Origin of the sequence: Clostridium sp. KNHs214 (assembly GCF_000744935.1) — a bacterium.
Taxonomy (GTDB): Bacteria; Bacillota; Clostridia; order Clostridiales; family Clostridiaceae; genus Haloimpatiens.
In genome coordinates, this window is the sequence record NZ_JQMW01000009.1 from 886,202 (window position 1) to 912,515 (window position 26,314).

At 28.4% G+C, this 26,314-nt stretch carries 27 protein-coding genes and 1 pseudogene; 3 read left to right on the forward strand and 25 right to left on the reverse strand.

The genetic code is table 11. The annotated features are described in order from the left end of the window. Positions 1-17: 17 nt before the first annotated feature. From CC89_RS06690 to CC89_RS06715, 6 genes are all read right to left on the reverse strand, one after another. Positions 18-1,250, reverse strand: coding sequence for a PEP/pyruvate-binding domain-containing protein (locus CC89_RS06690; RefSeq protein WP_035290512.1), 1,233 nt, complete (start codon positions 1,248-1,250; stop codon positions 18-20). A gap of 256 nt (positions 1,251-1,506) precedes the next feature. Continuing rightward, entirely contained in the window at positions 1,507-2,862 is a 1,356-nt protein-coding gene (locus CC89_RS06695; protein ID WP_035290514.1) for a DUF6179 domain-containing protein, read from the reverse strand. A gap of 6 nt (positions 2,863-2,868) precedes the next feature. Further along, positions 2,869-3,336: a DUF6323 family protein gene (locus tag CC89_RS06700; protein ID WP_035290516.1), complete on the reverse strand. Its 468-nt coding sequence runs from the start codon at positions 3,334-3,336 to the stop codon at positions 2,869-2,871. A gap of 250 nt (positions 3,337-3,586) precedes the next feature. Next, entirely contained in the window at positions 3,587-4,156 is a 570-nt protein-coding gene (locus CC89_RS19485; RefSeq protein ID WP_051931564.1) for a flavodoxin family protein, read from the reverse strand. Between the two features lie 44 nt (positions 4,157-4,200). After that, positions 4,201-5,214: a phosphotransferase gene (locus CC89_RS06710; protein WP_035290519.1), complete on the reverse strand. Its 1,014-nt coding sequence runs from the start codon at positions 5,212-5,214 to the stop codon at positions 4,201-4,203. A 60-nt stretch (positions 5,215-5,274) separates the two neighbouring features. Then, positions 5,275-5,781 carry an NUDIX hydrolase gene (locus CC89_RS06715; protein ID WP_051931566.1) on the reverse strand — a complete coding sequence of 169 codons (507 nt, stop codon included), beginning with the start codon at positions 5,779-5,781 and terminating at the stop codon, positions 5,275-5,277. Positions 5,782-5,991: 210 nt separating this feature from the next. Between CC89_RS06715 and CC89_RS06720 the strand changes: the two genes are divergently transcribed. Next, on the forward strand, positions 5,992-7,233 hold the full coding sequence (locus CC89_RS06720; RefSeq protein ID WP_035290522.1) for an IS701 family transposase: 1,242 nt from the start codon (positions 5,992-5,994) through the stop codon (positions 7,231-7,233). 165 nt (positions 7,234-7,398) lie between these two features. Here the strand turns inward: CC89_RS06720 and CC89_RS06725 are convergent, their stop codons facing one another. The 10 genes and pseudogenes from CC89_RS06725 to CC89_RS21060 all read right to left on the reverse strand — a co-directional run bounded on the left by CC89_RS06725 (position 7,399) and on the right by CC89_RS21060 (position 14,703). Continuing rightward, the gene (locus tag CC89_RS06725) at positions 7,399-8,139 is read right to left on the reverse strand and encodes a class I SAM-dependent methyltransferase (protein WP_051931567.1); all 741 of its coding nucleotides are present in this window, start codon (positions 8,137-8,139) and stop codon (positions 7,399-7,401) included. Positions 8,140-8,143: 4 nt separating this feature from the next. Next, a complete protein-coding gene (locus CC89_RS06730) occupies positions 8,144-8,698 on the reverse strand; it encodes a WHG domain-containing protein (RefSeq protein WP_035290525.1) in 555 nt (184 codons plus the stop codon). A 128-nt stretch (positions 8,699-8,826) separates the two neighbouring features. Beyond that, positions 8,827-9,465 (reverse strand): NADPH-dependent FMN reductase family protein, encoded by a 639-nt coding sequence (locus CC89_RS06735; RefSeq protein WP_035290527.1) that lies wholly within the window; start codon positions 9,463-9,465, stop codon positions 8,827-8,829. Continuing rightward, on the reverse strand, positions 9,465-9,965 hold the full coding sequence (locus tag CC89_RS06740; protein ID WP_035290529.1) for a flavodoxin family protein: 501 nt from the start codon (positions 9,963-9,965) through the stop codon (positions 9,465-9,467). Before CC89_RS06740 ends, CC89_RS06735 begins: the two co-directional genes overlap by 1 nt. Before the next feature lie 330 nt (positions 9,966-10,295). Beyond that, complete coding sequence (locus CC89_RS19490) at positions 10,296-10,748, reverse strand: MFS transporter (protein ID WP_185750693.1); 453 nt, start codon at positions 10,746-10,748, stop codon at positions 10,296-10,298. Then, positions 10,745-11,443 (reverse strand): annotated as a pseudogene (locus tag CC89_RS19495) (MFS transporter); the annotation flags it as partial. The gene CC89_RS19490 and the pseudogene CC89_RS19495, both read right to left, overlap by 4 nt. 164 nt (positions 11,444-11,607) lie before the next feature. Continuing rightward, complete coding sequence (locus CC89_RS06750; protein WP_035289163.1) at positions 11,608-12,411, reverse strand: ExeA family protein; 804 nt, start codon at positions 12,409-12,411, stop codon at positions 11,608-11,610. Then, entirely contained in the window at positions 12,404-13,663 is a 1,260-nt protein-coding gene (locus tag CC89_RS06755; protein WP_035289160.1) for a DDE-type integrase/transposase/recombinase, read from the reverse strand. Before CC89_RS06755 ends, CC89_RS06750 begins: the two co-directional genes overlap by 8 nt. Positions 13,664-13,770: 107 nt before the next feature. Further along, positions 13,771-14,346, reverse strand: coding sequence for a DUF6431 domain-containing protein (locus CC89_RS06760; RefSeq protein ID WP_035289157.1), 576 nt, complete (start codon positions 14,344-14,346; stop codon positions 13,771-13,773). Between the two features lie 234 nt (positions 14,347-14,580). Further along, positions 14,581-14,703, reverse strand: coding sequence for a hypothetical protein (locus CC89_RS21060; RefSeq protein WP_286161313.1), 123 nt, complete (start codon positions 14,701-14,703; stop codon positions 14,581-14,583). A 461-nt stretch (positions 14,704-15,164) separates the two neighbouring features. Between CC89_RS21060 and CC89_RS06765 the strand changes: the two genes are divergently transcribed. Next, positions 15,165-16,409 carry a helix-turn-helix transcriptional regulator gene (locus tag CC89_RS06765; protein ID WP_035290532.1) on the forward strand — a complete coding sequence of 415 codons (1,245 nt, stop codon included), beginning with the start codon at positions 15,165-15,167 and terminating at the stop codon, positions 16,407-16,409. Positions 16,410-16,642: 233 nt separating this feature from the next. Here CC89_RS06765 and CC89_RS06770 read toward each other — a convergent pair whose 3' ends face one another. From CC89_RS06770 to CC89_RS06785, 4 genes are all read right to left on the reverse strand, one after another. Then, positions 16,643-17,146 (reverse strand): GNAT family N-acetyltransferase, encoded by a 504-nt coding sequence (locus tag CC89_RS06770; RefSeq protein ID WP_035290535.1) that lies wholly within the window; start codon positions 17,144-17,146, stop codon positions 16,643-16,645. A gap of 37 nt (positions 17,147-17,183) precedes the next feature. After that, positions 17,184-18,005, reverse strand: a complete 822-nt coding sequence (locus tag CC89_RS06775; RefSeq protein WP_035290536.1) for a methyltransferase domain-containing protein — start codon at positions 18,003-18,005, stop codon at positions 17,184-17,186. Positions 18,006-18,094: 89 nt separating this feature from the next. Beyond that, positions 18,095-18,616 carry a DUF2812 domain-containing protein gene (locus CC89_RS06780; protein ID WP_035290537.1) on the reverse strand — a complete coding sequence of 174 codons (522 nt, stop codon included), beginning with the start codon at positions 18,614-18,616 and terminating at the stop codon, positions 18,095-18,097. Then, positions 18,609-18,950 (reverse strand): PadR family transcriptional regulator, encoded by a 342-nt coding sequence (locus CC89_RS06785; RefSeq protein ID WP_035290540.1) that lies wholly within the window; start codon positions 18,948-18,950, stop codon positions 18,609-18,611. Before CC89_RS06785 ends, CC89_RS06780 begins: the two co-directional genes overlap by 8 nt. 370 nt (positions 18,951-19,320) lie before the next feature. Between CC89_RS06785 and CC89_RS06790 the strand changes: the two genes are divergently transcribed. Beyond that, entirely contained in the window at positions 19,321-19,908 is a 588-nt protein-coding gene (locus tag CC89_RS06790; protein WP_035290542.1) for a DUF6143 family protein, read from the forward strand. A gap of 149 nt (positions 19,909-20,057) precedes the next feature. Here CC89_RS06790 and CC89_RS06795 read toward each other — a convergent pair whose 3' ends face one another. The 5 genes from CC89_RS06795 to CC89_RS06815 all read right to left on the reverse strand — a co-directional run bounded on the left by CC89_RS06795 (position 20,058) and on the right by CC89_RS06815 (position 26,118). Beyond that, positions 20,058-22,121, reverse strand: a complete 2,064-nt coding sequence (locus tag CC89_RS06795; RefSeq protein ID WP_035290544.1) for a penicillin-binding transpeptidase domain-containing protein — start codon at positions 22,119-22,121, stop codon at positions 20,058-20,060. Positions 22,122-22,413: 292 nt separating this feature from the next. Continuing rightward, positions 22,414-23,688, reverse strand: coding sequence for a S41 family peptidase (locus CC89_RS06800; RefSeq protein WP_035290547.1), 1,275 nt, complete (start codon positions 23,686-23,688; stop codon positions 22,414-22,416). Between the two features lie 31 nt (positions 23,689-23,719). Beyond that, positions 23,720-24,445, reverse strand: a complete 726-nt coding sequence (locus CC89_RS06805) for an ABC transporter permease (RefSeq protein WP_035290550.1) — start codon at positions 24,443-24,445, stop codon at positions 23,720-23,722. A 17-nt stretch (positions 24,446-24,462) separates the two neighbouring features. Continuing rightward, the gene (locus CC89_RS06810) at positions 24,463-25,212 is read right to left on the reverse strand and encodes an ABC transporter permease (RefSeq protein ID WP_035290552.1); all 750 of its coding nucleotides are present in this window, start codon (positions 25,210-25,212) and stop codon (positions 24,463-24,465) included. Beyond that, complete coding sequence (locus CC89_RS06815; RefSeq protein ID WP_035290555.1) at positions 25,213-26,118, reverse strand: ABC transporter ATP-binding protein; 906 nt, start codon at positions 26,116-26,118, stop codon at positions 25,213-25,215. Positions 26,119-26,314 lie beyond the last annotated feature (196 nt).

The window sequence follows — 26,314 nt, forward strand, 5'->3', positions numbered from 1 at the left end:
TTTATTTTGTATTTTTCCTACATTCTTATTATATTATTTGCAGGTGTTAACTCTTTTCGTATATAATTATCTAAATCCTTTTTAATACACAATAATTCTGGCAGCACAACATCTTGAAATATATTCTTATATTTATTATGTAGCTCATCTATCATAGCTAAAAAGCTTTGTTCTTGATACTCCCTATTTAGCATTTTTTTATCTCTATAAAAGAAGTAACCATTTTGTACACAATATTCAGTATAAAAGTCTTGAAAACCTGTTGCATAAAAGCCTGAATTTAATGCATCTCCTTGTATTAAGTTTAATTCATTGATTAAAGGTTTATAAGGTATATCACTTTCTCTATACCAAGTATAGTTATTATCCTCTTCTTTTTGCCAATTAAATTGGAAATTCTTAATTTTAAAGGTGGTAATAGCTCTAGCTTGTAGTATATAAATCTTATCATTGGTAATGGTCCATTCCACATCTTGATATTTACCAAAAATTCTTTCTATTTTCAATGTGATTTCATATAACCTTTTTATTATATTCTTTGATGGAGAGAGAAAGTTTTCTGGAATTTTTTTATCAAGTATTCCACCATTTTTTTTGTTGATTTTATAAAAAGCTGAACTAGCTTTACCACTAACATAATTATCACATAAGCCATTTACTGCATTAATATGCATTATGTCTTCATTCATATCAATAGTATCAACTGAAAAATTAACTCCAGAATAATCTCCTAAAATAAAATTCTGGACTATTATACACATTTTCAAATCTTCAAAAATTAAATTATTATTTACAAAATATTCTATGACTTTATCATTAAACAGTGAAGCATAACACTTTTTTATACAATTTTTAACTTCTTCAAAAGAATTTAAGTTTATGTATGAAGAAAACATACCTGCCATACTATATGTGTCATTATCTTCACTTAATGCAGAGGATCTTACTACAAATTTTTCTTGGACTTCTTTAGTTTGTATGTTGTTGAAAAATCTAAGAAGGCTTGTCTCCATTTCACAAGAAAACTGCCCATTTAATATAAAATTGTAGATTTCTTCATTACAAGCTAAGTAGTCTTGAATGCTATAATGAAAATTATTATACTTAAGAAACTCAATAAAAAACTCTGAAGATAGTGCAAATCCATTTGGAACTTCTTCTCCATTTTTCATTAGCTCACCTAATGAACTTGCCTTAGTGCCATATTGATTTTTGTCACTTAATGATAAATCTATTAACATTGATAACATAATTAAATCCCCCATTTCATTTTGTAAATCTTGTAATTAATAAAACTAATTATATGTATTTACTTGAGACTTTACAAACGAACGAAAAGCTTTGAAATGAGACTAAGACATATTAACTAATATGAATAAGATTTTTCATGCTTTTTTGAAAAAAACATTGACAACTTCACGTTTCTACAATATAATATATTGACTCATTAAGAGAGTTATAATATAAGTTAAATTATAAATATAGCTTTTCCAAAAGCTATATTTGCTAAATTAGCTCTATTCTTTCCTTAAACTTCCTTATAGCCAGACGTTCTTTTTCGCTAAAACTGGCAAGGTAATTATTAAATTGAAAATACCATTCTTTTTCATACTCTCCTTCAAAACTTAAATCAGATATGTACTTTGATAAAAGTACAATTTCCGTTTGAGATAAACTTTTAAAATACATATTATATTCATTTCCAAATAAACATTCGGCACTTAACATATCCACTAAATCTTCTAAGCTTTTTATGTTATTTTTAATTAATGTAATTTTATCTTGAACAGAAGAACACTCTCGAATTTCTTCACTTAATTTTTTAAACACTGAGTTACTTATTTTTTTCCCATCTATATATTTAATAAATTCATTTCCGCAATCTTTGTTGAAGGAGATAAAGACTGTTTCTAATTTATCTATTTTAATGCTTTCATTTATAAATAAGCTTATTTTTAGCGTAGACTTTGTAATATAATCTACTAATGCTATATCTTTAATATCTAAAATTTCACAACATATTTTTGCATATTTTAATAACTCCTTTTGTAATTCCTCTAAAGATAATTTGCCTAACTTAGTTTTTATATGTGCCCTATCCATGCTATTAATATCAAGGTTTATCAAAGATTTATCACATATAATTATACCTAGGGAATTAATTAATACTAGCTCAAATATGTTTATTAATAATAGTTCACATTTCCTATCGTACCCTTTTAGCAAATTAATAATTTCACAAATATCAAAATTATTACAAAACTCATTTTCTAAGAATAATATTTTTAAGTAATTATATATATATTCAATACCCACATAGTTCATATTATCAATACAAAGTTGATAATCTATTGATCCTGGAGTTTCGTGTGCTGCAAAAAAATCTTCATATTCTTTAAAAAATAGAGGAATACCATAATCTATAGTATCGTTATATGAATAATTATCAACTTTAAGCTTATTCATGTTGATTTCTTGCAATAACTTCTTTCCTTCTAATACTTTTTCCTTAATTAAATCATGTCCCATTTTTACAATATAATCTAAACTTTTATTTTTTAATTCTTCTATTACCAATTCTATATTATCAAAAGTTTTTAAATAAATTCCTATGGTATAATCAATACACTGTAAAAGACTTTCAGCTACTTCCACCATAACTGAGCTACTCTCATCTTTTGTATAATATTTTAATTTAACTTTTAAAATCTCCATTCTTTCATAATATATCCTAGATAAAGTATCATTATCTATTAAATTATTTTCATAACAGTTTATCAAAACATCCTCAAAGAAACACTCTTCTCTGAAATTTTCATCTATACAATGTCTATATTTTTGAAGCTTATTTTCTTTACCCATAACATATCAATCCTTTTCATTATCAAGATTTGTATAGTCTTTTACACCATGTCTTATATTATCAGCAATTTTGTATAATACTTTTCCTTCTAAAAGTTCTAACGATCCTTGACAATAGTTGTTAAAATATTCTTTCATAATATCTATTAATTCATCATCACTTATATAATCTAAAGTTTCATTCTTATAATTATAAAAAATTTCTACAAGTTCATTTATTGTGTCACTGTAATTATATTGTGATATATATGGTGAATCACAAAAAGCTATAATAATTTTAGTTATAATTTGCCCATTGAATTCTATTCTTGCACTATTTTTAAGAGACATATTTCTTGTTTTAATAATTTCTTTTACATCCTCCTCTTTGATCTTTAGTCCATATTCACTTGTAAATTCATTACACTTAAGCACAGCATTAAAAAACTGCTTTTCTAGTAAATTGTTTTTAAATAAATCAATAGAATTTTTCAATTTTAAAACTTCCTTTCAAAAAAGTATTGACATTCAGCTTTAAATGTGTTATGATATAAAATATATGAGTATAATTGTTTATTATACCATTGGCATATATTGTTGTCAATGTATTTTATAACGTTAAAAGAGTATCTTCAAAATCGAAGATACTCTTTTTGATTTCAATATAAATATTCTATGAAACAAGGAAAAATGTAGTGTTAGATACTAAAATTTTTCATTTTAGCGTAATCAAGTGGTAAGTAGTTTACTTTTGGGTTATGTTTTCCAAAATATTCATTCCTAGTTCAAAAGCCTCTTTAACCTTTTGTTCTTTTTGTTCAAAATCTTCTTTGACTTGTACACCTTCTACGGTAAATCTTTTTAATGGTTTTATTCCTAAATGGCCATAGTAATGCTCTATGGTGTGAATTAAGTGCATGTTTTCTTCAATTCTACTGCCTGTTCTAACAGCTACAGAAACTCCAATCTTGCCCTTAGGAATGATTGTGTCACCATTTGTATCAGATAATGGCGTTGATCTATCAAAGAACACTTTCAATTGTCCCGTAACATCTCCCCAATATGAGGGTGAAGCAATTACTACAATATCCGCCTGGATTAAATCATTAATTATTATATTCATATCATCATTTTGAATACATTTTTTTGTCTTATAGCACTTCATGCACCCTTTACAATAATTTATGTTCATTTCTCCAAGTACGTATTTCTTAACATTAATCTTGTTTCTTTTCATTCCTTCTATAATTTTATCTGTTACACATGCTGTGCTACCATTAGGTTTTGGACTTCCTATAATACATATTGCCTTCATAATAAATCTCCCCTTTAATAATTATTACATGTATCCCCTTCTTATTAAATCTCATTATTTAGCCATTTTTCTAATTCAGAAATAATCTCAGAATAATTTCTAATGGAATTTATTGTTTCTGTTACTTGAACAGTACCCATGTTTTGCTCTTCTTTGTCTGTACATTCAATCCATAAAGAACGTTTTAAACTATATTCCAGCCATTCTAATTTGCCTAAAAAGCCATTTACTAAGATCTCTTTCCAATTTGCCTCTAGTTTTCCGCATCTCGCTTTATATCCACTTATAAATGATAAAAATTTTTCTTTATTAATGTTTCCTTTTTCATCTTCAGACCAATAAATAGCCGTTTCAGTTAATTCTTGCATGGGATTTACATATCCAGCTGCTTCCCAATCAATAATAATGGGATTATCTTGGTTCCACATAACATTTTTAGAATCTAAATCTCTATGGCTAATAACTTGATTTGCTGCAAGCGTTCTTGATGATTTATTTGCCTGTGCATTCCAATGGTACAGATTATCAACTATTTCAAGCATCAAATTAACCCATACTGTATTATTTTCTTTTCCCTTTTGTAAGTAGTACTTCCAGTCTATTAACTCTTTGTTATCTAAAGAATTATTAATTATACCTAACTCTGAAAAATCTGTTAAATGTATATCTGCAAGTATAGCACCTATTTTTTTACAATGGATTATATTGATTTCATTAGTTTTGAGGCTTCTACCATCTATCCAATCAAATACAAGATAGAATTGATTATCTATTACTTGAATGAAAGTTCCATTAAACTTTTTAGCTGGAAGAGCAGGTATGTTATTTGAGGCAATATTGGCTATTAGTTCTGAATTTATAAAGTTTTGCATTGCCATAGGTCTAAGCATTATTTGAGGGTTTAATGCCTTAATTGCATATTTGCCTTGTGTGGTTTCAATAAAATACATTTTGTGTAAAAGCCCCCCTGGAATTGCTTTAGGTACATCAACTATTTGCCCAAGCTTCAAAACGTTACACATTTTTTCAAATTGTAAATTGTATTGTATATAACTCATTTTTCCTCCTACATACATCTTATAAGAACATGCCAATTAAACATATTTATGTTTTGGTCATTAATTTACTATGACTTCATTAATATTTCTTTTCCAATCCTCAATATAATTCTTATCAAACTCATTTATTTCCTCTGGTAAATTATCTTTATTAAAGAAAATATGTCTTAAAGTTTCATCTGTTTCTTGCAAAATTTCACCTTTATACTCTGTAGTTTTAAATACTATACTTGTAACACAACAAATATCATTATTGGGATATACTATTATCCTGTCTTCACCAGAATATATCCCAAAAAGACATAGATTTTCTATTTCAATACCTACTTCTTCAAATACTTCTCTTTTAGCAACATCTACATATTTCTCCCCTATTTCCATGACACCACCAGGAATACCCCATTTTTTATTATCTTTTCTTTGCTGTAGCAAAATCTCCCCTTTTGAATTTTCAATTATTACTCCACAAGCAGTAGTCATCAACGGGGCATGTCTTATGTTTTTTCTTATTTCTCTAATATAGTTTTCTTTATATGGTTTAATTATTTTCTTTAATTTTTCTTTCATATTCTCACCTACCATAGTTTAAAATAGCTTTATATAACCAATATACGTAATTATTACCTATATTCTATATCTATATATAAATTTTTACAACAATAATTAAGTACTTTAAATGAGCAAATTTCATAACAAATTATGGAATAAAAATAGACATTCATAATATCCTAGTGTATTATATTTCTGTCAGAAAACATAAACAAAGGATGAATATAAATGTCTACAGAAAATAATATACCATATAATAAAGAGATTAACAATTTCATAATTAAACTTGGATTATCATTATATTTAACACTGCCTCAATTAAAACATGTTTGTGAATTTATCTTTGCAGCCGTAGGTCGTGGGTATGATGGCAAAGTTATTCATATAGCTGAAAGTTGCTATCAGAGTACTTATAGAACATCCATAGGTCAATTTTTATCCAAAAGCCCATGGAATGAAGATTATATTTTGAGAGCATTACAAAAGTTCGCAGTTAATAAAATTTGGCAGTTATCTCGTGATACAGGAAAGCCTATTTATGTGATTATTGATGATACTATCTGTAAGAAGACAAAGCCTTCGTCACGGGCTAAAAATCCTATAGAAAAGTGTCAATTCCATCAATCACATTTAGAAAATAAAAAAGTCTATGGACACCAAGTTGTAGGTGCTTTACTACAATGTGGCGATGTTACAATTCCTTATCAGCTAACGCTTTATGATAAGACTAAAGTCGATAAAGACAATAAAAAATTTACTAAGATTAATATTGCTGTAAATATAATATCTTCATTACCCGAACCACCTATTCAAGGTTTCGTCTTAGGGGATAGTTGGTATAGTGCTGAAATAATTATAAAAACAGCAAAGGCAAAAGGCTTTGAATATATAGGAGCGTTAAAAACTAATAGAATTATATACCCAAAATGCTCGCGCATGAATCATAAAATTAATGGTTTTGCCAAAACTATAAACAAGGAAGACTTTCACCTCGTAACAGTGAATAAGCACTCTTACTATGTTTATAGATATGAGGGCAAAATCAATGGTTTTAAAAATGTTGTAATTCTTATTAGTTATCCTAAAGAAGCTCTCTATAATGAAAAAGCATTAAAATCTTTTATATCAACAGATATAAATCTCACAACAGAAGAAATACTTTTTCAATACCGTGAACGTTGGACAATTGAAGTATTTTTCCGTCAAAATAAGATGGAATTAGGTTTTGATAATTATCAAGTTCGTGGTGAAAAAGCCATAAAGAGATTTTGGATTTTAACTCAATTGACTTATCTTTATTGTACTTGTGGCATAAGCACAGATTGTTCTAAATTTGGAGAAGGTTTAAAAATAGCTCGTAAACAATCCCAACAAGAAGTAATTGCTTGGGTATATTCTCAATATAAAAAAGGAGTTAGTTTAAATGCTATTTTTGATACTCTTAAATTATCACACAATAAGTGTGCTTAAGTAATGTAAAATAATGTAAGCGTTTTTGCTCATTTAAAGTAAGTAATAATATCCTTTTATTATGATAAAAAACACCGTAAAATTCGTTTTTGAATAATACAGTGTTTTAAAATTATATTAATTTTTTCAATAGATATGTTAAATATGAATATTGGCTTAACACAACTATGAAATTGCTTGTTCTTTAATAGTTTCTAAATTTTTAGTGGCAACAATCATTGGTGTGTTATTGTCTCCTTTATAGCCCAGTAATTCAACTTTTTCAAAACCTGCTTGTTTCATTAAATTAATTTCATGTTCCAAAGTTAAAGGCGTATCAAAATGTATAAACATGTTTTCTGGAATATTATCTTGCTTTCTTTTGCGTTGACATTCAGCAAACAATAATTCTTCTTGTTCTTGGGTTCTTGCAATATAATCGCATTCAATATAACAGCCACCATCTCTCAAGCTATCGTATAATTTTTGAAAAATAAGAACTTTTTTTTCTGGTTGAAAATGATGTAATGTTTCAAAAGACACTGCTACATCGAAACATTCCTTTCCAAAAGGTACAGCAAAATAATCTTCACAGATTAGTGAAAGATTCCTATCTTTATGCTTTTTTTTAAGTTCATGTAACATAGACTTTGCCAAATCAATACCTGTTACTTTTATGTCAGGAAATCTTTTAAAAATATTGTCTAGCTCTAGTCCAGTTCCACACCCAATATCTAACAGCTCCTTTGCATCTTCTGGAATGAGTTGTGCCATCCATTCATAATATTCTTTCCACGAAGACATATGTTCTTCATAGCCATCAACCCGTACTTCAAAAAACTTATCCATTGCTTCTAGTTTTATATCTTTTGTTTCTTCAAGCCATGCCTTAAGATCGTCTAAAAATTCCATATCTTTTTCATCCATTTTACTAATCCCCTTTTAAAAAACACTTAATTGCATGTGTAATTAATTCTTTTATCTCCTCAGTAGATAAAATTATAGCATTCCCATATATTTGTGTTGCAACTCCATGTGTATACAGCCATGTATCACGAAATAAGTTTTTTGCCCTTATTCTAGAAATGTTATATTTATTCATTGTTTGTTTAATAACTCCTTGATTCCATTCAGCTTCCAATACATCTGTAATACTCCAAGGTGAATTTACATTTGATACAAACATTGCTTCAAATATATTATGTTCGGCCCGCGCCAGTTCTGCATATGCTACACTGATAGTTAATAATTGGTCATCCTGTTTTATATGCTGCTCCATAAAAGTATTATAAAAATTACAAACTTCTTTCATAATAGCAGCTTTACAAGCATCCATATTTTCATATAATCTAAATAATGGTTTTGCTGAGCAGTTTAATTTAACTGCAAGACTTCTTGCATTTAAACAGTTAAATCCCCGTTTTCTAACCAGTTCAAAGCCTGCATGAACTACCATATCTCTATTTATTTTTATATTTGGTGGCATATTGACTCCTTTCTAGTAACATACGTTGCGCAACACATGTTGCTTAATGTATATATTTATTGTATTATACATATTAAGGGATGTCAAGCAAAAAAATGGATAATTCACAAACTTCCTATTTGCCATTATTATTTTCTTAAAAATAAATCTTTCCTCTTTAGTCCATTTTCTTTAATAGCCTGTCTCCATCCCATTTCTGCAGCTACCTTATATAAAACTCTTGGGAAATTTGCTGTAATAAATATATTTTCTTCCGAAGTACATTTTAATATATTATTTGAAAGCCATTTAAGTGCTTTCTCTAAATTTTTCTTTGGGCCATGTCCAATTGGAACATTATTTAAGCCGGGAAGCATCCCGCCTGCTCCAATTCCAACTCCTTGTCCCCACTTAAGTCCTGATCTAATGCACCAATTTTTCATTATTTCAATTGCCAAATGATTCTGATTTGCTTCATAAAATCCACAGTTTACTAAAGAGTAAACTGTAATATCCTTTTCCCTTATAGATGCAAAAAACATTTCTAATTGAATAAGGCAACTTAACAAATGAGAAGGAATTGCATCTACATATAGAGGAAAGGCAAATACTAACACATCACATTCTACCAGCGGTTGCATTTCTTTTATACTTAATTGCGGTTTTTTGAAAGAGTATTCATAGATTGTATTGCTATCTTGGTTCAAAAAAGCCTTTAGTTCTTGTAAAATGCAAGCGGAAGCACTATTTTTAATCTTTGGGCTTCCATTTATAAATGCTATTTTCACTACAGTTTTACCTCCATTTCTTCAATACTGTGAACAAATTCAACGCTACTAACATTACAATCTAAATTAACAGAATTTGCCCGTACCAACTTTTCAGCAGTTTGTTTTTCTTTTTCTGTTATATTTTCACCATAAAACCAAACCTTCATAGTTATATGATTCTTATATCGTCTTCGATGATGCATTTCACCGTTTCTTATTACAAAATAAGGATGTATATAAGGAATACTTCTATCTAATACATTTTTAATAAATGGACTAAAGCCACCATAACAGCATTTGCTTATAATGATAACCTCTTTACATTTTGACAAATATTCTCCCATGTCTCCATATTTGTCACGTATAATACAGACTGCGGGAGTCTTTACCCAACACCCGAAGCAACCGATACAATGATGAATCGTTCCGTCATCTGAAATAATCATGTTCTTACCATATAAATTAGGAAATAATTTTTGAAAATCTCTCTCTTCTAAATCATGTATAAATAATTTCATTTTTCACTATTCCTTTCATTAAGAATAAAAAAATAAAGCAGTTTGATTTTAAGCTAAAATGTTACTTTAATTCAAAAGCTGCTAAATTTCTGAAACTATTAAGAATCTTATGTTCATTGATTATATAATTTCTCTTTAACAATTTTTTATAATAAAAATAATTGGCGTGTGTTATGGAGTTTCGCTGCAATAACTTTCTATTTCCATCGATAAACTTATTTGGTAATTTTTAGCATAAATATATAAAAGTTTCATTTGTTATACAATATAAATTATATCATATATTGTTAAATAATGTATGAATGTAATTGTAAAATAACAAATGTAAATTTAAAATTTTTCACATTTTTGTTTCTCTAAATAAACGTTATCCTTTGTGTATAATATATACATCAATAAGGAAGCTACTAGAGATAAAACGCCTATTAGGAGCCATAAATTTCTTATATTACTATGTTTAATGTAGGTTCCTGCCATAATTGGACCAATCATAAATCCCAATTTTCTTATAATAGGAAAAACAGAATTAAATCTTCCTCTATGGGTAATAGGAGTATGCTCTGCAATATATACACTTGTATTAGTTGAAACCAGTATTTCACCTATAGTCCAAATGATTGTAGAAATAATAAACATATAAAATTTATCTATAAAGAATATCATGCCAAAACCAACAGCATATAGTAGTCCTCCAATGGCTATACTAAGTGAAGCTTTTATATTTTTTATTGCTGAAGTTATAAATATGGTAACAGTACTGCACAGTACTGCATTTACAGTCATAAGCATTCCAAAAATCTTAGCTCCTCTAGCATTAAAATATCTCCAACCTGAAGTGAAAGTCCAAAGTTAAACTGTGAAAATACTATAAAGTATATAACTATAATAAAGGAAAATATCAATAATACTGGCCTTTTTATAAGTGCGGATAATAAGCTTCCCTCTTCTGCACTTTCAAAAGTTCTTTCTTTTAATTTTTCAAGTTCTTTTTTAGTTGGCATAGTCTCAGGTACAAACATCAATATAAGGAATACAGATATAAAAGTAGTAATTGCATCTCCCAAAAAGAGCCATGTCAAATAATTTTCATATAGAAATCCTGCTAAAAGTGGTCCTACTGAAAAACCTATATTCATAGCCATATATTCTAGTGAAAAGGCAGCCTTTCTTTCTTCTCCCTCTGTCAAATCTGTGATTATAGTACTGTATACAGGTTGAGAAAATCCTCCTAGAAAGCTTGAAAGCATTAATAATAAAGTAATAATAACCGGCATTTTTACAAAGGCACATATAACATATCCTACACCCGATGCCGTTCTAAATATCATAAGTATCTTTTTCCTACCTATGGTATCAACTAGTTTACCACCTATCATTGCTCCAATCATTCCCAAAGCTGAATTTACAGCAACTATAATTCCGACTACCGAAACGCTTATGCCTATCTTATACGTTAAGAACAATGTTAAGAAAGGACCTACTAAATTTCCTGTTAAACGTCAAATTTCTCCTAATTTAAACGTCAGTTTATTTCTATAATTATAGTACAATTTACGTCAAATTATTTCTACAAAATCACTTTATTTTTAATGAAAAATCATTTTGCACCTAAAAGAAAAAGGAGCTAGCGCTCCTTGTGATTTTAATGCAGTGATATTTCATTGGCGGCAGCCATTATTATATCAGTATCGATTACGTTTTTTTCGTGCTGCGCACCTATTATTAAAGCCTTAGTTAATATCATATTTAAGCGTCTTATAGAGCCAGCACAGCTTCTATATGCAGCCAAAACAGCATTATTATCAAATATTTCTGGCGAAGCCCCTGCTAATGATAATCTAGAATTAATATATTCTAAAGCTTCAATTTCAGAAAATCCTTCAAAATTATAATTTATTATTATTCTTTGTTTTAATGCCTCGTGTATCTGCTTTTCTAAGATATTATTTAACACAGGTTGTCCTATCAAAACTAAGGAAAAGCAATCTTTTGAGTCCATAGAGAAGTTCATAAGTAGCTTTAAATCCTTTAAAATATCATTATTTAGATATTGTGCTTCATCCCAAACTAATATATAATGCACACGTTTATCTGTACTCATACTTTCCATATAGTCTTTTATGCTCTTAAACATGTCAGATTTACGAGAAGAAGGTTCAATTCCTAAGGAGATGCAAAATTGCCTATAGAACTCAGTAGTAGTTACAGTGGTAAAGCAAAGATATATAACCTTTGTTAAATTAGGGTTTACTTTTTTAGCAAAGCACCTTAAGGCAAAGGTTTTTCCACTACCTGGTGAAGCTGTAAATAAGCCGATTCCCCTAGCTTCATTAAGATACTCAAGTCTTGATATCATCTCTTTTAGATCATTTGACATATAGGCATCTTTTTCTTTTATGCCTTTTTCAAATGGATTCATTGTCATACCATAAAATTGTTTAAACATTTTTAACACCATCCTTTGAATAGTCTATAGTAAATGCATTCCTGCGTTTGGTTTTACCATTTTCAATCTTATTTGTTTTTCTAATGCTGTATTTAGCATTTTCATAATATACATATGCATTATCCATATCATCAGGTAAATATCTTACTTCAACTTTCTGTCCTATAAATTGCATAGGTACATCATAAGATATTTTATCAATGCTTATGGTTGAGTCATTATTAACTCTTCGTTGTATGCGATTCATAAAGCAATTATCCAGCCACTCACTATCAGTAGCTACCTTAACATGAGCTAAATCGCTTTTATATCTATCGATCGGACGTTGAGATGTAGCTGAATGTACTGTTACATTATGCTTGTTTATATATGCGAATAGCTCATCATTTAGCTCCGCTAAGGAGGATATAGATTCTACATCTAGAGTGTTTAGCCATCTACTTTTTAATGTTCTAAAATTTCTTTCTACTTTTCCTTTGGATGCTCCATCCCTTACCATAGTGTGCAATTCTACTATTCCAAGAGATCCACAGATAAGACTTAATTGCTCATTTTTATAAGGAGAACCGTTGTCCAAGTAAAGTTTATTAGGTATGCCATATCTAGCGATAGCTTCTTTAAGTACCTTTTGAAAATTATAAGAGTTATCATTGTAAAAGAATCTTCCGCCAACGATAAGTCTTGATTTATCATCAATTAGCATAATTAGATATGTTCTTTTACGTATGCCATTTTCAGTAATATACGGGCCATAGCATGTATCACCTTGGTACATGCCAGTTGCAAACTCTTCTTCAAAGGCTTTTCTATCTTTCATATTTATGCATCTAGCAGATTTAAGATCATTATTTTTTATAAATCTTTGAACTGTAGATAATGATATATTTTTTTCATTGATAAAGCCATCTTCGATAAGTTTATGATATATAAGAGTAGCATTAATTTTAGGAAATGCATTTTTTAGCATATATATCTGTTCTATAGCTACATCATTTAACTTTCTGGTTTTCCCTATGTCGCTACGCGTCTTCGGTAGAAGGGCATCAAAACCAAACCTATTATAATCTGATTCCCAATTAGATAGTGTTCCAGGACTATATAAAACTGACTTACCGTTAGGTAATTTTACAGGAGTAGCAGCAACACGTCTATAGTAAGCAATTTTCGAGCTTTCAGTATAAGTATTATTTATAGCTGGAGCTATTAGTGCTAGTCTAATAGAAGCTATTTCAATCATTTCTTTGTTATTCATTTCAACATCACCTCTATAAAAATGCTATCATGGGGAAATTATAATATCCATTATCGTATTAAGTGGTATATATAAAATAAAATAAAAAGTATATAGCTATAGCTTAATTATGATGTTCCTTGAAAAAAGGATAAGCCGTTTCTATTAAAAAAGTTTGTTATAAAGGTTTCAATTTCAATAAAGGTACTATTTATAACACGCTGTATAAAACTTAGATTAGAAATAAGCTTGTCTTGTAGAAGTCCAAGCCATAGTTGTTTATGTTTTTTGAACTTATTTAAAATTCGATAGAATGTGGATATTGCTATACAATAATGTTCACACATAGCTTCTACAGAGGTAAATTTATGTACAAGATAATCATGAATAATAGACACAGTAAATTTAAAGCTAAATGACATGTAGGGCACAATTACCGAAGGTAGGATAGCATGAGTATGTCCACATGACGGGCAAATATATCTATTGATAGTTATTATATTATCGTGAACTTCATTATTATCATAAGTCACAAGATGGCGTTTATAAGAGGCAAATAGGGATAGATCGTGTTTAGATCCGCAGACTGGACATACCAAAGCCTCTGAATTAACCGTTTTCATATACTCTTCAAAAATATTTATCTCATTTTCAAAAGAAATTTGTTTAAAACACTTGCATAGTTGTGAAAATAATCTTATCATAATAATAGGTTGTAAGAGCTTACGCTCTTATTTTTAGGGAAGAACCTTCGCTTTGCACGGCTTGGGGTTCTTCCCTTTCCTTTCTCTAGTTTTTATAATAAGCTTAAAATAACCTCCAAATGATGTCAAGTCATTAGGAGGTTTTATTTAGCAATAATATGATTATTTAAAATGCATTTAATTACTGGATAGTTATTGGAGTTATAGTTATAATTTGACTTAGAAATGCAGTTTTCAAAAGCTATATTTTGACGCACTACAATTTCCCATACTATTAACTATAGAAGCAAAAAAAATTACATATATACTTCTAGGCAAACCCCTATAGGGTTTAAAATAATTTCTTACTTTTTCCATTAAATTATCCCCCAATCACATATAATGAAATAATTAAATATTATCAAATAAGTTATAAACTTATATTGATAATATTTTTTAACGACCTAAATTCCTCATTAATAAATTTTTTATATTGTAAATCTGTCCTTATTTAAATTTTAAGAGACTGGGTTATTAAAGTCAAAGAATATATCTTGAAAAATTCTTAGTTAAAAACTATCTTTAATGGTATAATTATATGTAAAGTTGACTAATTATAGTGAAATATACCTTTATATTTTATTTAAATGAACTATTAGTTTATATAAAACTTGGTATTAAGTGAATGAAAAGAAATAACAAGTCAAAGATGCTAGTATATTTTGTATCAGACAAGGAAGCAGTTTCCCCCTTTGGTAAGACTAGCGTCGAGTTCTGCTGATACAGTATGACTCAAAATAGACTTATTACTTAGCTAATTGGTACAAGGAGAGTATGTTATGAAAGGTACAGTAAAAATTTTTAATAAAAAATTTGAATATGATTTCTTATCTGCTTGGATAAAATACAACAGGCTGCAAAATCAGTATACTCAAGAAGCACTGGCACACGGAGTATGCTCTACAAGCCACTTAAGCTATTTCGAAAGTGGTAAAAAACTTCTTCGTGGAGAAATAATAGAAGCACTTCTTAAAAAAATGAATATTCACGAGATAAAGGAAATTTATGATATGGGTGCAATAAGGCAGAAATTTTATAACATGATGTTTGAAATAGAAAACTTAAATTATGATAATGCTAGGGCCATATATCAAGAAATCTCCAGCATGGAGTATTTGATAATTTTATCTCCCTATAATATTGAATATACAATATATAAATTTATTTACAATTTTCTTTTGGATAAAAAAAGCTATACAGATTTGAAACAGGATGTACTAACTTTAGATAAAATTTATTCATCTTTAAGTGAAGAACTTAAATATCTTTATATGTTTATGTCAGGAAGACTTATATTTAAATATAAAGATCATGATGAAGGAATTCAAAGGCTACTAGCGGCTAATAAAATAAAAGACACACCTTGGATTAACTATCATTTAGGCTTTTCTTATTGTTTTGATGATAAGCCCTTAAAGGGAGTTTATTATCTTGAAAAGTCATTAGAAAGCTATGAAAGAAATGGAATATACCTAAATGCTTTGTGGTGTCATAATTACTTAGGAATATGCTATAATTTTTTAAACATACACGACGAGTCAGAAAAACATTTTAAAGCAGCATTAACAGGTGCAGAATATTTTAATATTGATGATATATTATGGCATGTATATACCAATCTATCTGATTTATACTTACACCTAAAAAAATATAATGAAAGTGTTCTTTGGTCAAAAAAAGCTCTTCATACACCACATGATCCACTTTTACCAGCATCCAATTATGTAGAGGCATGCATAAAGCTAAACAAGATTAAAGAATGTAAAAAAATATTCTCTACTTATTTAGTAGAAGAACATAAAAATTCCAAATATTATTATTGGTTGTATTTTTTAAATTTAAGTATCTTTCACATTGAAGAAGAACTATTTTATGAAGAAGTAACTCAGAAAATTTTACCTTATTATCAAGGTATAAATTATATAGAATTTTGGAAATCAATTAAAATTAAATTAATTGAATATCTTGAGAAAAGACGAAAATATAAGGAAGCAAATAAAATCTACAAGGAGCTTTTAACCTAATAATATGTCCAACAAATATAAAATAAAACTATACGCAAAAGACTTGGACAATTGTCCAAGTCTTTTATGTTGTATCTTGCAAACTATTAAAGCGTGTATATCTCACTCTACTGAGCCGGTGCAGAAATCTTGATTTCCAAACCAAATTACATCATTGCCTTTTTCTATATAGTAATAAATTAATCCATTTACTCCAAACCCCTATTATGGGACTATATTCGATTTTCTAAAGATTAATTTTCAAATAAAAATATATCCCCTAAAGTTCCATCATCATATTCTGAATTAGGGTATGACTCAACAAGTTTATAGTTATCTTTCGTATATTCCGAAATAACTTTATTCCAAAAGTGTACAGATGCTATATTTTTAGGATGTCTTTTCAATTGCCATTTTCCATGAAACATATCAAACACTTTCATAGCAACAAATTTTCCTATACCACTACGACGATATTTATACATTACAAAGAATTCTGCCAAAGAATAATCAGTTTTTTCATCTACTTCAGGATAATCATTTACCATTACAAATCCCGCCAAGTTTTCATCTACAACAATAAAAAAAGCCCATCTATTTTCTTCTGTCCAATAACAATCAAGATAATCATATCCATATAAACCAAGTTTGTTTACATCTCTATTATCCCATTGCGAAAATTCATAATCGTATTTCTCTAGTAAATTTTTAAGTATTTCTTTATCTTCAACATTTACTCTTCTAAGCTCTATGTTCATTCTCCTATATCTCCTCACGTAATAAAAATAATTTCTTTTATAATTTATGACATATTAGAGTATTACATGTTATAAGTGTTTTCCCAAAGGTAAGTCCATTAATAGGATTATTTGAATACTCTTTCCTTGAAGATGCAATATTCGATCCGATTATAATATCACCACCTATTGGCATCATTTCTTGGTTTTTTAATACTCCATGATGCTCTATTACCAAATTTAAATTTTTAAGTTTTTCTTTAAACTTATTTTCAAATTCATTCCAATTTTCATTTTTAGATAATGCTCTAGTTAAAAGCTTTTTATCAATGCTATTTATTTCAGTAGAGTTTGTCCAGAATCTTGGATATACACAAATAAATTTTCCATTAGGTTTTAACATTTTATGTATTATGTTTAAACTATCTAAAACAGTATATCTAAACATTCCTGAATAAGAAATTATTATATCTACTGAATTATTTTTTATTGTATAATGCTCATTTCCTTCTATATCGGTAATACTCCCTAAATACACAGCTAAATTTTCTATGTTAAAATGTTCTTTACACCTTTTAGCATATAAACAATGTACTTTCTCTAATTCAAATGAAATTACAGTATTGCACTTATTTGCAAATGCTGCTGCAGTACTACAAATTCCCCCTCCAATTTCTAAGACATTAAATTTTGAAATGTCGTCTTCTAAAAAACCATTTTGAATAAGATTATTAATAAATTTACTTTTTTCAATTATTTCTTTATGAAAGTCATTAATAGGGTCATAATCTTTTGGATAATCAACACCTTTTAGTGATTCTGATATTTCTTTCTTTGGATCTAAGCCGAGCTCTTCTAGAATTGATTTTATTGAATGCATTATATTTGCCCCCCATATATTAAAATAAGTTATTGAAATAATTTATTAATTAAGTGTCCATTAAAGTTTTGTATTAAAAATATCCTTATCTATTTATTTTTTCTAAAATGTAATCCATAGAACCATGTAATGTTCCATCCAAATGATGCTGCAGCTATTCCAACTAAAATTATCAAAAAAATTTCTCCAGCGCCACCCTCTATACGATGTCCAATGAAACTAAATACAGCCATTAATGCAATACTGAAAACCAGTAAGAATATATTTATATTAACACGCTTTTTTCTAGCCTCTTCTAATGGTGTTGGATCTGTATATATTGGCAGCGTTCCTGGTGATGCTTTGAAAATTCGATAGCCATAAGATTCACAAACAAATTCCCAGCCAGCATGCTTAAAAATCATCAAATATTCATCTAAATCATCAATATGTTCCTGAAAGTCCATAGTATATATTAAATCCTGAGGTTCACCCTTTATAAATTCAAAAGAAAAAATTGAGCTCGAATGAAGTATCCACCCCTCTTTTGCCCATTGAGACATTTTATCTAGCATAGTATTTTTTGATATATCCCATCCATTATTACTCATTTTCCGTATATTTTTATTCATAATAATCCCCCATTCCTTTTATAACTTTTTCTGCATGAGAAACCATTTCTTTACGTCTTAAATAGTCCTTCATTAAAAGTGCTTTACCTTTTTTTTGAATTTCATATGTTTTTCTCTCCCCTTGTTCTTCTGAAACTAATCTAATTAATCCCGCATCTAAAAGCTTTTTAAGTGAAGTATACAAATTAGCAGGACCAATTTCAAAACTATTATCTGAGATCTCTTTAACTCGCTCCATCATGGCATATCCATGAATAGGCTTTAGCATACATAATAATAAATAATAATAAGCATCTGTTAAGTATCCTTCTTCCAGTGTATTACGCCTTGCCATGTAATCACTCCAATTCTTATACTATATCATTAAAAGATATATCATTTAATGATATAGTATCATGCTGTAAATAAAATGTCAATAAAATATTAGGTTTTAATTTCCTATATATTAAAGAAAAGTAGTATTATGTGTTAAAATCCACTATACAATAGTGGTGAAGTGGATACGCCTGTTAGAATAAGGATAGCATAGACTAGCATACTGACTTATTATTTATTTGAATGTGCCTAAATAAACATTGCTGTAACATTTATAAATTCCTAATTATATAATGATATTAAGTAACAATATTAAATTACGTAATTTTACCAAAATGGTTATGATTTATGATAAATTGAATACTGTTTAAAAATATTTTAATAAGGATATGATAGAAGTGGATTGTATAGATAATTGTACAAATAATTGTAAAAGTTCCATTGTCTTACCTAACCCTATAACTCAGATAGCTAGTATGCCCTATGCTTTATATCTTTCACTTCAAGGTAAATATTTTGTAGGATATGCAGATGAGTTAGAGTTTGGTAATGGAAGTAGTGCATGGGCAGGATTAATAAACCCAAGCTGTTCTGGAGTTAACTTACACGTTTATGTTTGGACTGTTACGAACATTGGCACATCTCCTATAAGAGCACAGATATGGTTCAATTCAAGTCCACCTGGTCATGCAACCGAATCAGAATTAGTTACCCCAGCTAATACAGCCATTTGTCCATTGCCGCGACCACGGGTAAGACTTCTTGAGGCATCTAATGTTGCAGGTGAGCCTGAAGGTGGAGTTAAAGCATTTGTTAGAAGAGCTCTTCCAGAGGTTACAATTGCAGATGAAGAAGAAGGTAAATTTATTTTTCCTCCTGGAGGATCATTTATCATTTTTTTATCAAATCCAGAATCACCAAATGAAGCTGCTAAAGGCAGGGTTGCCTTTGGATGGTGGGAAGAAAAGATAAAATAAAGTAATTTAAGACATTAAAAATCCGGTGAATGCAGCCGTGATTTTTAATGTCTTTTCTATCTTTCAAATAGTGAAATTGCAATTATAGATTCTACGATATTTTCCAAAACATCCAAGCAATTATCAATAAATGATATAGGTATAATTTGTTAGTTTTTACCTCTTTGGATAAAGTAATATTCCAATACTTTCTTTTGCATAGGTATCACATAATGACTTCCACCTTTAGATTTAACATCTTCAATTACGGTAGCAAGTACTATTTTAGGATTATCAGTATTCATAGTAACAAGCCATCCATATTCTTCGCCAGTAGTATCATCAACACTTTTTTTCAATTCTGCTGTACCTGTTTTACCAGCCAAAGCTACTCCATCTATTTTAACTCCACGTCCTGTACCAGATGGATTATCTATAACCTGTTTAAGATCTTCTAAAAGTATATTTGCATTTTTCTCAGAAATAACATTTTTCTTCCATATCTTTGGAGCATTCTTATCACTTTGAAGATATAGACTAGGCACCATCATATTACCTTGATTCACCACGGAACTATACATTAAAGCTACATGTAATGGACTCATCAATACTTGACCTTGTCCATAAGAACTATCTGCTAGTTGAATATCGTTTTTTATGTTATTATCAGAAGAAATTTGAGATTTTACAATTGGATAATCTATAGGCATTTTTTCTCCTATACCAAAGGATTTAGCTTTTTCTAAAAAACCCTCCTTACCCATTTTAAGACCCGCTTGAGCAAAATATATATTATCAGAATATATAAAGGCATCTTTTAAATTAACTGACTTACCTGGGTCTGCTACTCTTGTAACCTTATACGCTCCCCAACTACTATCAGGTTGCCATTGCTTTCCTTGTATATTGATAGTTTCTGCTGGGTTTATACTTCCTTTTTCTAAGCCCGCTGCTGCAGTGAATAGCTTAAATGTTGATCCAGGTGCATATGCAGCTTTGAATCTATTATCAAATTGTATATTTTTATCCTTTTCCCATTGTGATTTAGTACTCTCAGTAGCATATGTTGTAAACACATTAGGATCAAAGGATGGAGAACTTACCATTGCAAGAATTTCTCCGTTTTTAGGGTTTATAGCTGTAGAAGCTCCTCTTTCACCATTCATACTCTCGTATATTTTCTTTTGAAGTTCTGCATCTATAGAAAGAGTTATGTTTTCTCCATTTTTAGGTTCTGTTTTTGCAATTTTTATTTTTTGTGATTCAGTTCCGTCCTTTTGTTTAGAGATATAAATAAATTTACCATCTTTAGCTCTTAATTTATTTTCATAAACCTGCTCTAATCCTCTTTTGCCTATAGTACTAGTAGAACTGTATCCTTGACCATCTAGTTTTTTAAGTTCTTCTGCTGTTATAGGTCCAACGTATCCTATCAATGAACCCATAGCTTCCCCACCTTGATAGATTCTACTTTCTGGTTTTTGATGTATTACTCCAGCAATTTTCATAGCCTCTGCAATTATGTCTTTTTTATCAGCAGATATATTAACAATAGGTACAAAATGTTCAGGATTACTATTAGCTTTTAGATTATTTTCTATTACTGAAGGTTTAATATCTAAAATTTTAGCTAATTTAGCTACATTTGCTTCTTTACTTATATTAAAATCTTTAGGTTTAACGCCAATAGCCACTACAGTTCCATTTGTAGCAAGCCCATAGCCATTTCTATCATGAATTTCTCCTCTTTTAGCTGGAATAGTCTCTACTCTAACCTTGTCACCAGCTTCCATTTGGGGAAATATCATTTTCTCACTCCAATTAATTTTCCAAGCTTTTTTATTGTCTACCTTCTCTTTAATCATAACTACTTCATAGTCTTTAATATTAATTTTTCCAGCTACAGTTGTCATAGTTAAAGAAAAAGGTATCTTTTCTGCTTTTTTATCAGTAGTTTCTACATTGATAGAAATATTCTTTGCCTCTATACCGCTATAAATGTTAGAATATCTATCTATAAAATTCTTTTCAGTAATTTTAGACTTTGTTTCCTTAGACAGCATTCCATACATGCTTTTATAATCTTTTTTCTGCCAATAGCCCTTATATTCATTAAAGGTTTCTATAGCATTTTTTTCTTTTAAGGAACAACCAGCTAAAATAAAGGTTGTTGAAAATAGCAATACTACTGTAGTTAATACAGTAAAAAGTCTTTTAAAATTTAGCTTTAACATATAGTAACACCTCTTATAACGTTTTTAGTAAAAGATTTTGTATGCCTAATTTTATTACTTTCCTCCCTATAATAGATTTAAACCTAATAGTATTATACCATAATATACAATATTGTGATTGATAATTAATATTATGTGTGTGACAATGTTGGAAACTTTAAATTAGCATTTTCACTTACAACTATAAAATTAAATTTAAAACGAAATAACAACTTTCAAGGACTGCATTCTGTAGAATATAGTCCTTGAAAGTTGTTTAATTATACTTCATATGTTTATTTTAGTTTTTCATTTAATTTTTTTCTACATTATAATTTAGTATATAATCTAAGACAGGATCTTTTTTATTTAAATAATCTTTTATAGATACTTCAATCATCTTATCAGGCACAAAAGTATTAGAGTTATCTTCTGATAATTTATTAAATTGTGTTGAATATTGTACTGCTATTTTTGAATTAGGAAGTACAAAATCTTTCACAGCTCCGTAATGATTAGGTATGCCACTAGTAGACTCTCCAACAAAAGTAGCATTAGTTTCTTTTTTTAACATAACAGCATTAACTATGGCTGAAGAAAAAGTCCTTCTTCCTACTATAATAAAAAGATTGTTTTTGTTATTAACTTTTTTATTTTTTAGCCAAGTTATAAAAGGCTTTATATATTTATCACTCCCACCAGAATTATCTCTCATATCAATTATAAACTTATGAATAGGATGATTGTCCATAAATTTTAAAAGTTCATTTGTAAATTCCTCCATGTTTTTAGCTTTTTCATTATTAGACTCTTGAACTCCAAGGCACTTATTATATTTAAAGTATAGAGTTTTTTCACTTGAAATATATTTATACCAATAGTTTAAATTTGATTTCTGCATATATAATGGATATGTATCATTATATTTATCAATAATAAATTTCCCTTTAAATGTTTCCATATCTATGGTATCTATATTTATATCAAAGGTCCTGCCCTTTTCATTTTTAAAAGTGAAAGTTGCCTCTTTTGTGTTAGAGACAATTTTAAGGCCATGGAGAACCTCAGCATTCATTAAATATTTTGGAATACTCTTCTTTAGCATAGCTTCATTGTCCTTAGCAACTAAAGGTAGAATAGCTTGTTCAACTTTTTTCACATCTATTCCATTTATTCTTATTAGTTTTGAATAAAGCACGTCCTTATATTTACTTATAGTATTAGTTACATAAATTCCTTCTTTAAAGTAATAAAATTGTAAAGGGTACATATCTAAAGATTTTTTATAAGCTGATGTATGGGTATCACCTACAGAAGCAATTATTTTATATATACCGTTAACTATTTCATCATCATTTAAATTATCCACAGAGTTTTTTAAAGTATTTATTTCTTCATTAAATTTTTCTTCACTGATTTTAAAAAATAAGTTTACATGTTTCTTAGGAAGAGCCTTTTGTAGATAGCTTAAATCTTTTTTCCACTTAATGTTTCTATCTCCTCCTAAATATTGTGATCCGCAACCTGTAAAAAATAGTGTAAAAAAAATTAAACTAAAGCAAATAGTATTCTTTATAAATTTATCCATTTTAACCTCCATTAAGCTTAGTATAAACAACTTAATCTATATCTTTTTTGTTAAATTCATATATAGAAATAGTCATAAAAAAAAGAAAACATAAACTACCAGAAATTATAATATAATTAAAGTTAATATATTCAGACAAGTAAAAATACTTAACTGAAGTAAAAGGTGTCAATAAAGGCATATACTTGATATATCCGGAATAGGAAGAAAAAACACCTGATATAATGAAAGCTAATATACCAAATACTGTTGGTATCATAATATTTTTACTTATGTTTGCAATTAGAATTGGGATAGGCACTAGTAAAAATTGAAAAATAAGAGAACACAAATTAGCTTTTATATCCTTAATTATAAGATGCCCCGCTGGAAAATTTCCATTTAAAAAATAATAACTTAAAAGTATGGACGCAACCTCAATGACATAAACTAAAGAAATTAGTATATATATTATAAAAATTTTTGCTATAAAAATTTTTATCCTACTCACTGGATAACAATATAAGACATTAGCTGTTTTCTCTGTAAACTCTCTAGAAAAAACATAGGCTGGTATTAATGAAAATAAAACTACATAAAGTAATAAATAATTTATTTGCTCAATATTATATGCGTAATTTTCAAAAGACATATGTGTTTCAGTTACAAGTCGTGCTGTAAACATAAGTAATGACATACTTATTCCGCCAATTAAAACTATAAGCATAATATTCGATTTTTTTAATTTTAAAATTTCAGAGTATATTATATTCATCATTTTAATCTCTCCTCAGCTTAATTTATATCTAACTTATTGTAATAATAAATGCATAAAAACATAGATATAGTAAAAGTAAGCACAGCATTAGTAATAGTTAATATAAAATCAATAGGATCTCCAATATGAAAATAATATATTGGTAGTGCAGGTAACATAAAAGGAGAACACTGCATATATATACCCGTAAACATCATAAATGAAGAAGATACAGCACCAAGTATTCCATATACTACAGGGAAAATAATATTTTTAGATATACTTCCTATTAATATAGGTATGGGCATTATTAAAAATTGTACTAGTGCAGAATATATATTAACTTTCAAATCTGTAATAATAATATTCTTAGGAGGTAACTGATTCCACGCTATGTATACTGTTAAATATACCGCTAAAAATTGAATTATATATATAAATATAATTATTATATATAGAGTTATTAGTTTACCTATAAATATTTTTGTTCTACTAATTGGGTATGAATATATTATATTAGCTGTTTTATCAGTGAATTCTCTGGAATAAATATAGCCAGCTATTAAAGATAAAAAAACTGTATATAAAAACTGAAAGGAAACTACTTCTATATTCACTCGGTAACCTTTCATAAGTGTGTATCTTAATGCCTCTGAGACTCCATCATAATTATTTGAAAGTGATTGAATGCATTGAATCACGGGAATAAAAATTGACGCAATTAAAGTTATAATAAATAAATATGATTTTTTTATTTTTAAAAATTCTGAGTAAACTATATTAAACATTTATTGGCCTCCCGTAAGTTTTATAAAGTGATCCTCTAGACTATCTACCTTTAAGCAAATCTCATCTACAAATATGTCATTTGAAACTAATATTTTGTTTATATTAGCTACTTGCTGTAAATTTTGGTAAACTCTTAAAATATTTTTTTCCCATATAATATAATCTTTAATATTTAGCTTTTGCTCTAGAATGAAAGAAGCTTTTTTATCATCATTTACTCTAATATTAATATAATGCCTATTTCTTTTTTGTAATTCATCATAAGCTATTTCTTCTAAAAGCTCACCCTTATGAATTATTCCTATTTTACTTGCCATTTGCTGAATTTCACTTAATATATGGCTAGATACCAAGAAAGTAATTCCTTGCTTTTTACATAAGTCTATAATTAATTCTCTAATTTCTTTTATTCCTAGTGGATCTAGACCATTTGTAGGCTCATCCAATATTAAAAATTCAGGATGATGTAAAATAGCTCTAGCTATTCCTAATCTTTGTTTCATACCTAAGGAAAATTCTCTCACTTTTTTATCTGCTACATTTTCTATACCCACTATTTTTAATGAATCTGCTATACATTTTTTATCTTGAACCCCCATCATTCTTCTATGTATCTCTAGATTTTCTTTTGCTGTTAAGTTAACATAAAATCCAGGATATTCTATCATAGAACCTATTCTTTGAAGAAGCTTTTTATTTGAAGCCTTTTGAGAGAATAGTTCTATCTCTCCAGAAGTTGCTTTTATAAGCCCCATAATCATTCTTATGGTAGTTGTTTTACCTGCACCATTTTGTCCAAGGAAACCATATATCTGTCCTTTTTCAATACTCATATTTAAATTTTTAACTGCAGAAAAATTTTTAAATTCCTTAGTTAAATTGTAAGTCTTAAGAATATACTCCATTTTTATGCCTCCTTATACTGTTTCATTATAATTACACAACTAGTCATATAATAGCTTTTTAACATAGATTATTTGAAAATTTTATATAACTCATATAAAGTTAACCATATATATAATATACAATATACATCTTACACTGCTTTTACGCAGTTCTTACAATTTTCTTAAATCAATATTTCTACGTACCTTGTTTTTC

Excerpts from the sequence above, each read along its gene's own strand:
- CC89_RS06690 (WP_035290512.1), bottom strand. The coding sequence starts at position 1,250 with ATGTTATCAATGTTAATAGATTTATCATTAAGTGACAAAAATCAATAT.
- CC89_RS06695 (WP_035290514.1), bottom strand. The coding sequence starts at position 2,862 with ATGGGTAAAGAAAATAAGCTTCAAAAATATAGACATTGTATAGATGAA.
- CC89_RS19485 (WP_051931564.1), bottom strand. The coding sequence starts at position 4,156 with ATGAAGGCAATATGTATTATAGGAAGTCCAAAACCTAATGGTAGCACA.
- CC89_RS06710 (WP_035290519.1), bottom strand. The coding sequence starts at position 5,214 with ATGAGTTATATACAATACAATTTACAATTTGAAAAAATGTGTAACGTT.
- CC89_RS06715 (WP_051931566.1), bottom strand. The coding sequence starts at position 5,781 with ATGAAAGAAAAATTAAAGAAAATAATTAAACCATATAAAGAAAACTAT.
- CC89_RS06720 (WP_035290522.1), top strand. The coding sequence starts at position 5,992 with ATGTCTACAGAAAATAATATACCATATAATAAAGAGATTAACAATTTC.
- CC89_RS06725 (WP_051931567.1), bottom strand. The coding sequence starts at position 8,139 with ATGGATGAAAAAGATATGGAATTTTTAGACGATCTTAAGGCATGGCTT.
- CC89_RS06730 (WP_035290525.1), bottom strand. The coding sequence starts at position 8,698 with ATGCCACCAAATATAAAAATAAATAGAGATATGGTAGTTCATGCAGGC.
- CC89_RS06740 (WP_035290529.1), bottom strand. The coding sequence starts at position 9,965 with ATGAAATTATTTATACATGATTTAGAAGAGAGAGATTTTCAAAAATTA.
- CC89_RS19490 (WP_185750693.1), bottom strand. The coding sequence starts at position 10,748 with ATGACTGTAAATGCAGTACTGTGCAGTACTGTTACCATATTTATAACT.
- CC89_RS06750 (WP_035289163.1), bottom strand. The coding sequence starts at position 12,411 with ATGTTTAAACAATTTTATGGTATGACAATGAATCCATTTGAAAAAGGC.
- CC89_RS06755 (WP_035289160.1), bottom strand. The coding sequence starts at position 13,663 with ATGAATAACAAAGAAATGATTGAAATAGCTTCTATTAGACTAGCACTA.
- CC89_RS06760 (WP_035289157.1), bottom strand. The coding sequence starts at position 14,346 with ATGATAAGATTATTTTCACAACTATGCAAGTGTTTTAAACAAATTTCT.
- CC89_RS21060 (WP_286161313.1), bottom strand. The coding sequence starts at position 14,703 with ATGGAAAAAGTAAGAAATTATTTTAAACCCTATAGGGGTTTGCCTAGA.
- CC89_RS06765 (WP_035290532.1), top strand. The coding sequence starts at position 15,165 with ATGAAAGGTACAGTAAAAATTTTTAATAAAAAATTTGAATATGATTTC.
- CC89_RS06770 (WP_035290535.1), bottom strand. The coding sequence starts at position 17,146 with ATGAACATAGAGCTTAGAAGAGTAAATGTTGAAGATAAAGAAATACTT.
- CC89_RS06775 (WP_035290536.1), bottom strand. The coding sequence starts at position 18,005 with ATGCATTCAATAAAATCAATTCTAGAAGAGCTCGGCTTAGATCCAAAG.
- CC89_RS06780 (WP_035290537.1), bottom strand. The coding sequence starts at position 18,616 with ATGAATAAAAATATACGGAAAATGAGTAATAATGGATGGGATATATCA.
- CC89_RS06785 (WP_035290540.1), bottom strand. The coding sequence starts at position 18,950 with ATGGCAAGGCGTAATACACTGGAAGAAGGATACTTAACAGATGCTTAT.
- CC89_RS06790 (WP_035290542.1), top strand. The coding sequence starts at position 19,321 with ATGATAGAAGTGGATTGTATAGATAATTGTACAAATAATTGTAAAAGT.
- CC89_RS06795 (WP_035290544.1), bottom strand. The coding sequence starts at position 22,121 with ATGTTAAAGCTAAATTTTAAAAGACTTTTTACTGTATTAACTACAGTA.
- CC89_RS06800 (WP_035290547.1), bottom strand. The coding sequence starts at position 23,688 with ATGGATAAATTTATAAAGAATACTATTTGCTTTAGTTTAATTTTTTTT.
- CC89_RS06805 (WP_035290550.1), bottom strand. The coding sequence starts at position 24,445 with ATGATGAATATAATATACTCTGAAATTTTAAAATTAAAAAAATCGAAT.
- CC89_RS06810 (WP_035290552.1), bottom strand. The coding sequence starts at position 25,212 with ATGTTTAATATAGTTTACTCAGAATTTTTAAAAATAAAAAAATCATAT.
- CC89_RS06815 (WP_035290555.1), bottom strand. The coding sequence starts at position 26,118 with ATGGAGTATATTCTTAAGACTTACAATTTAACTAAGGAATTTAAAAAT.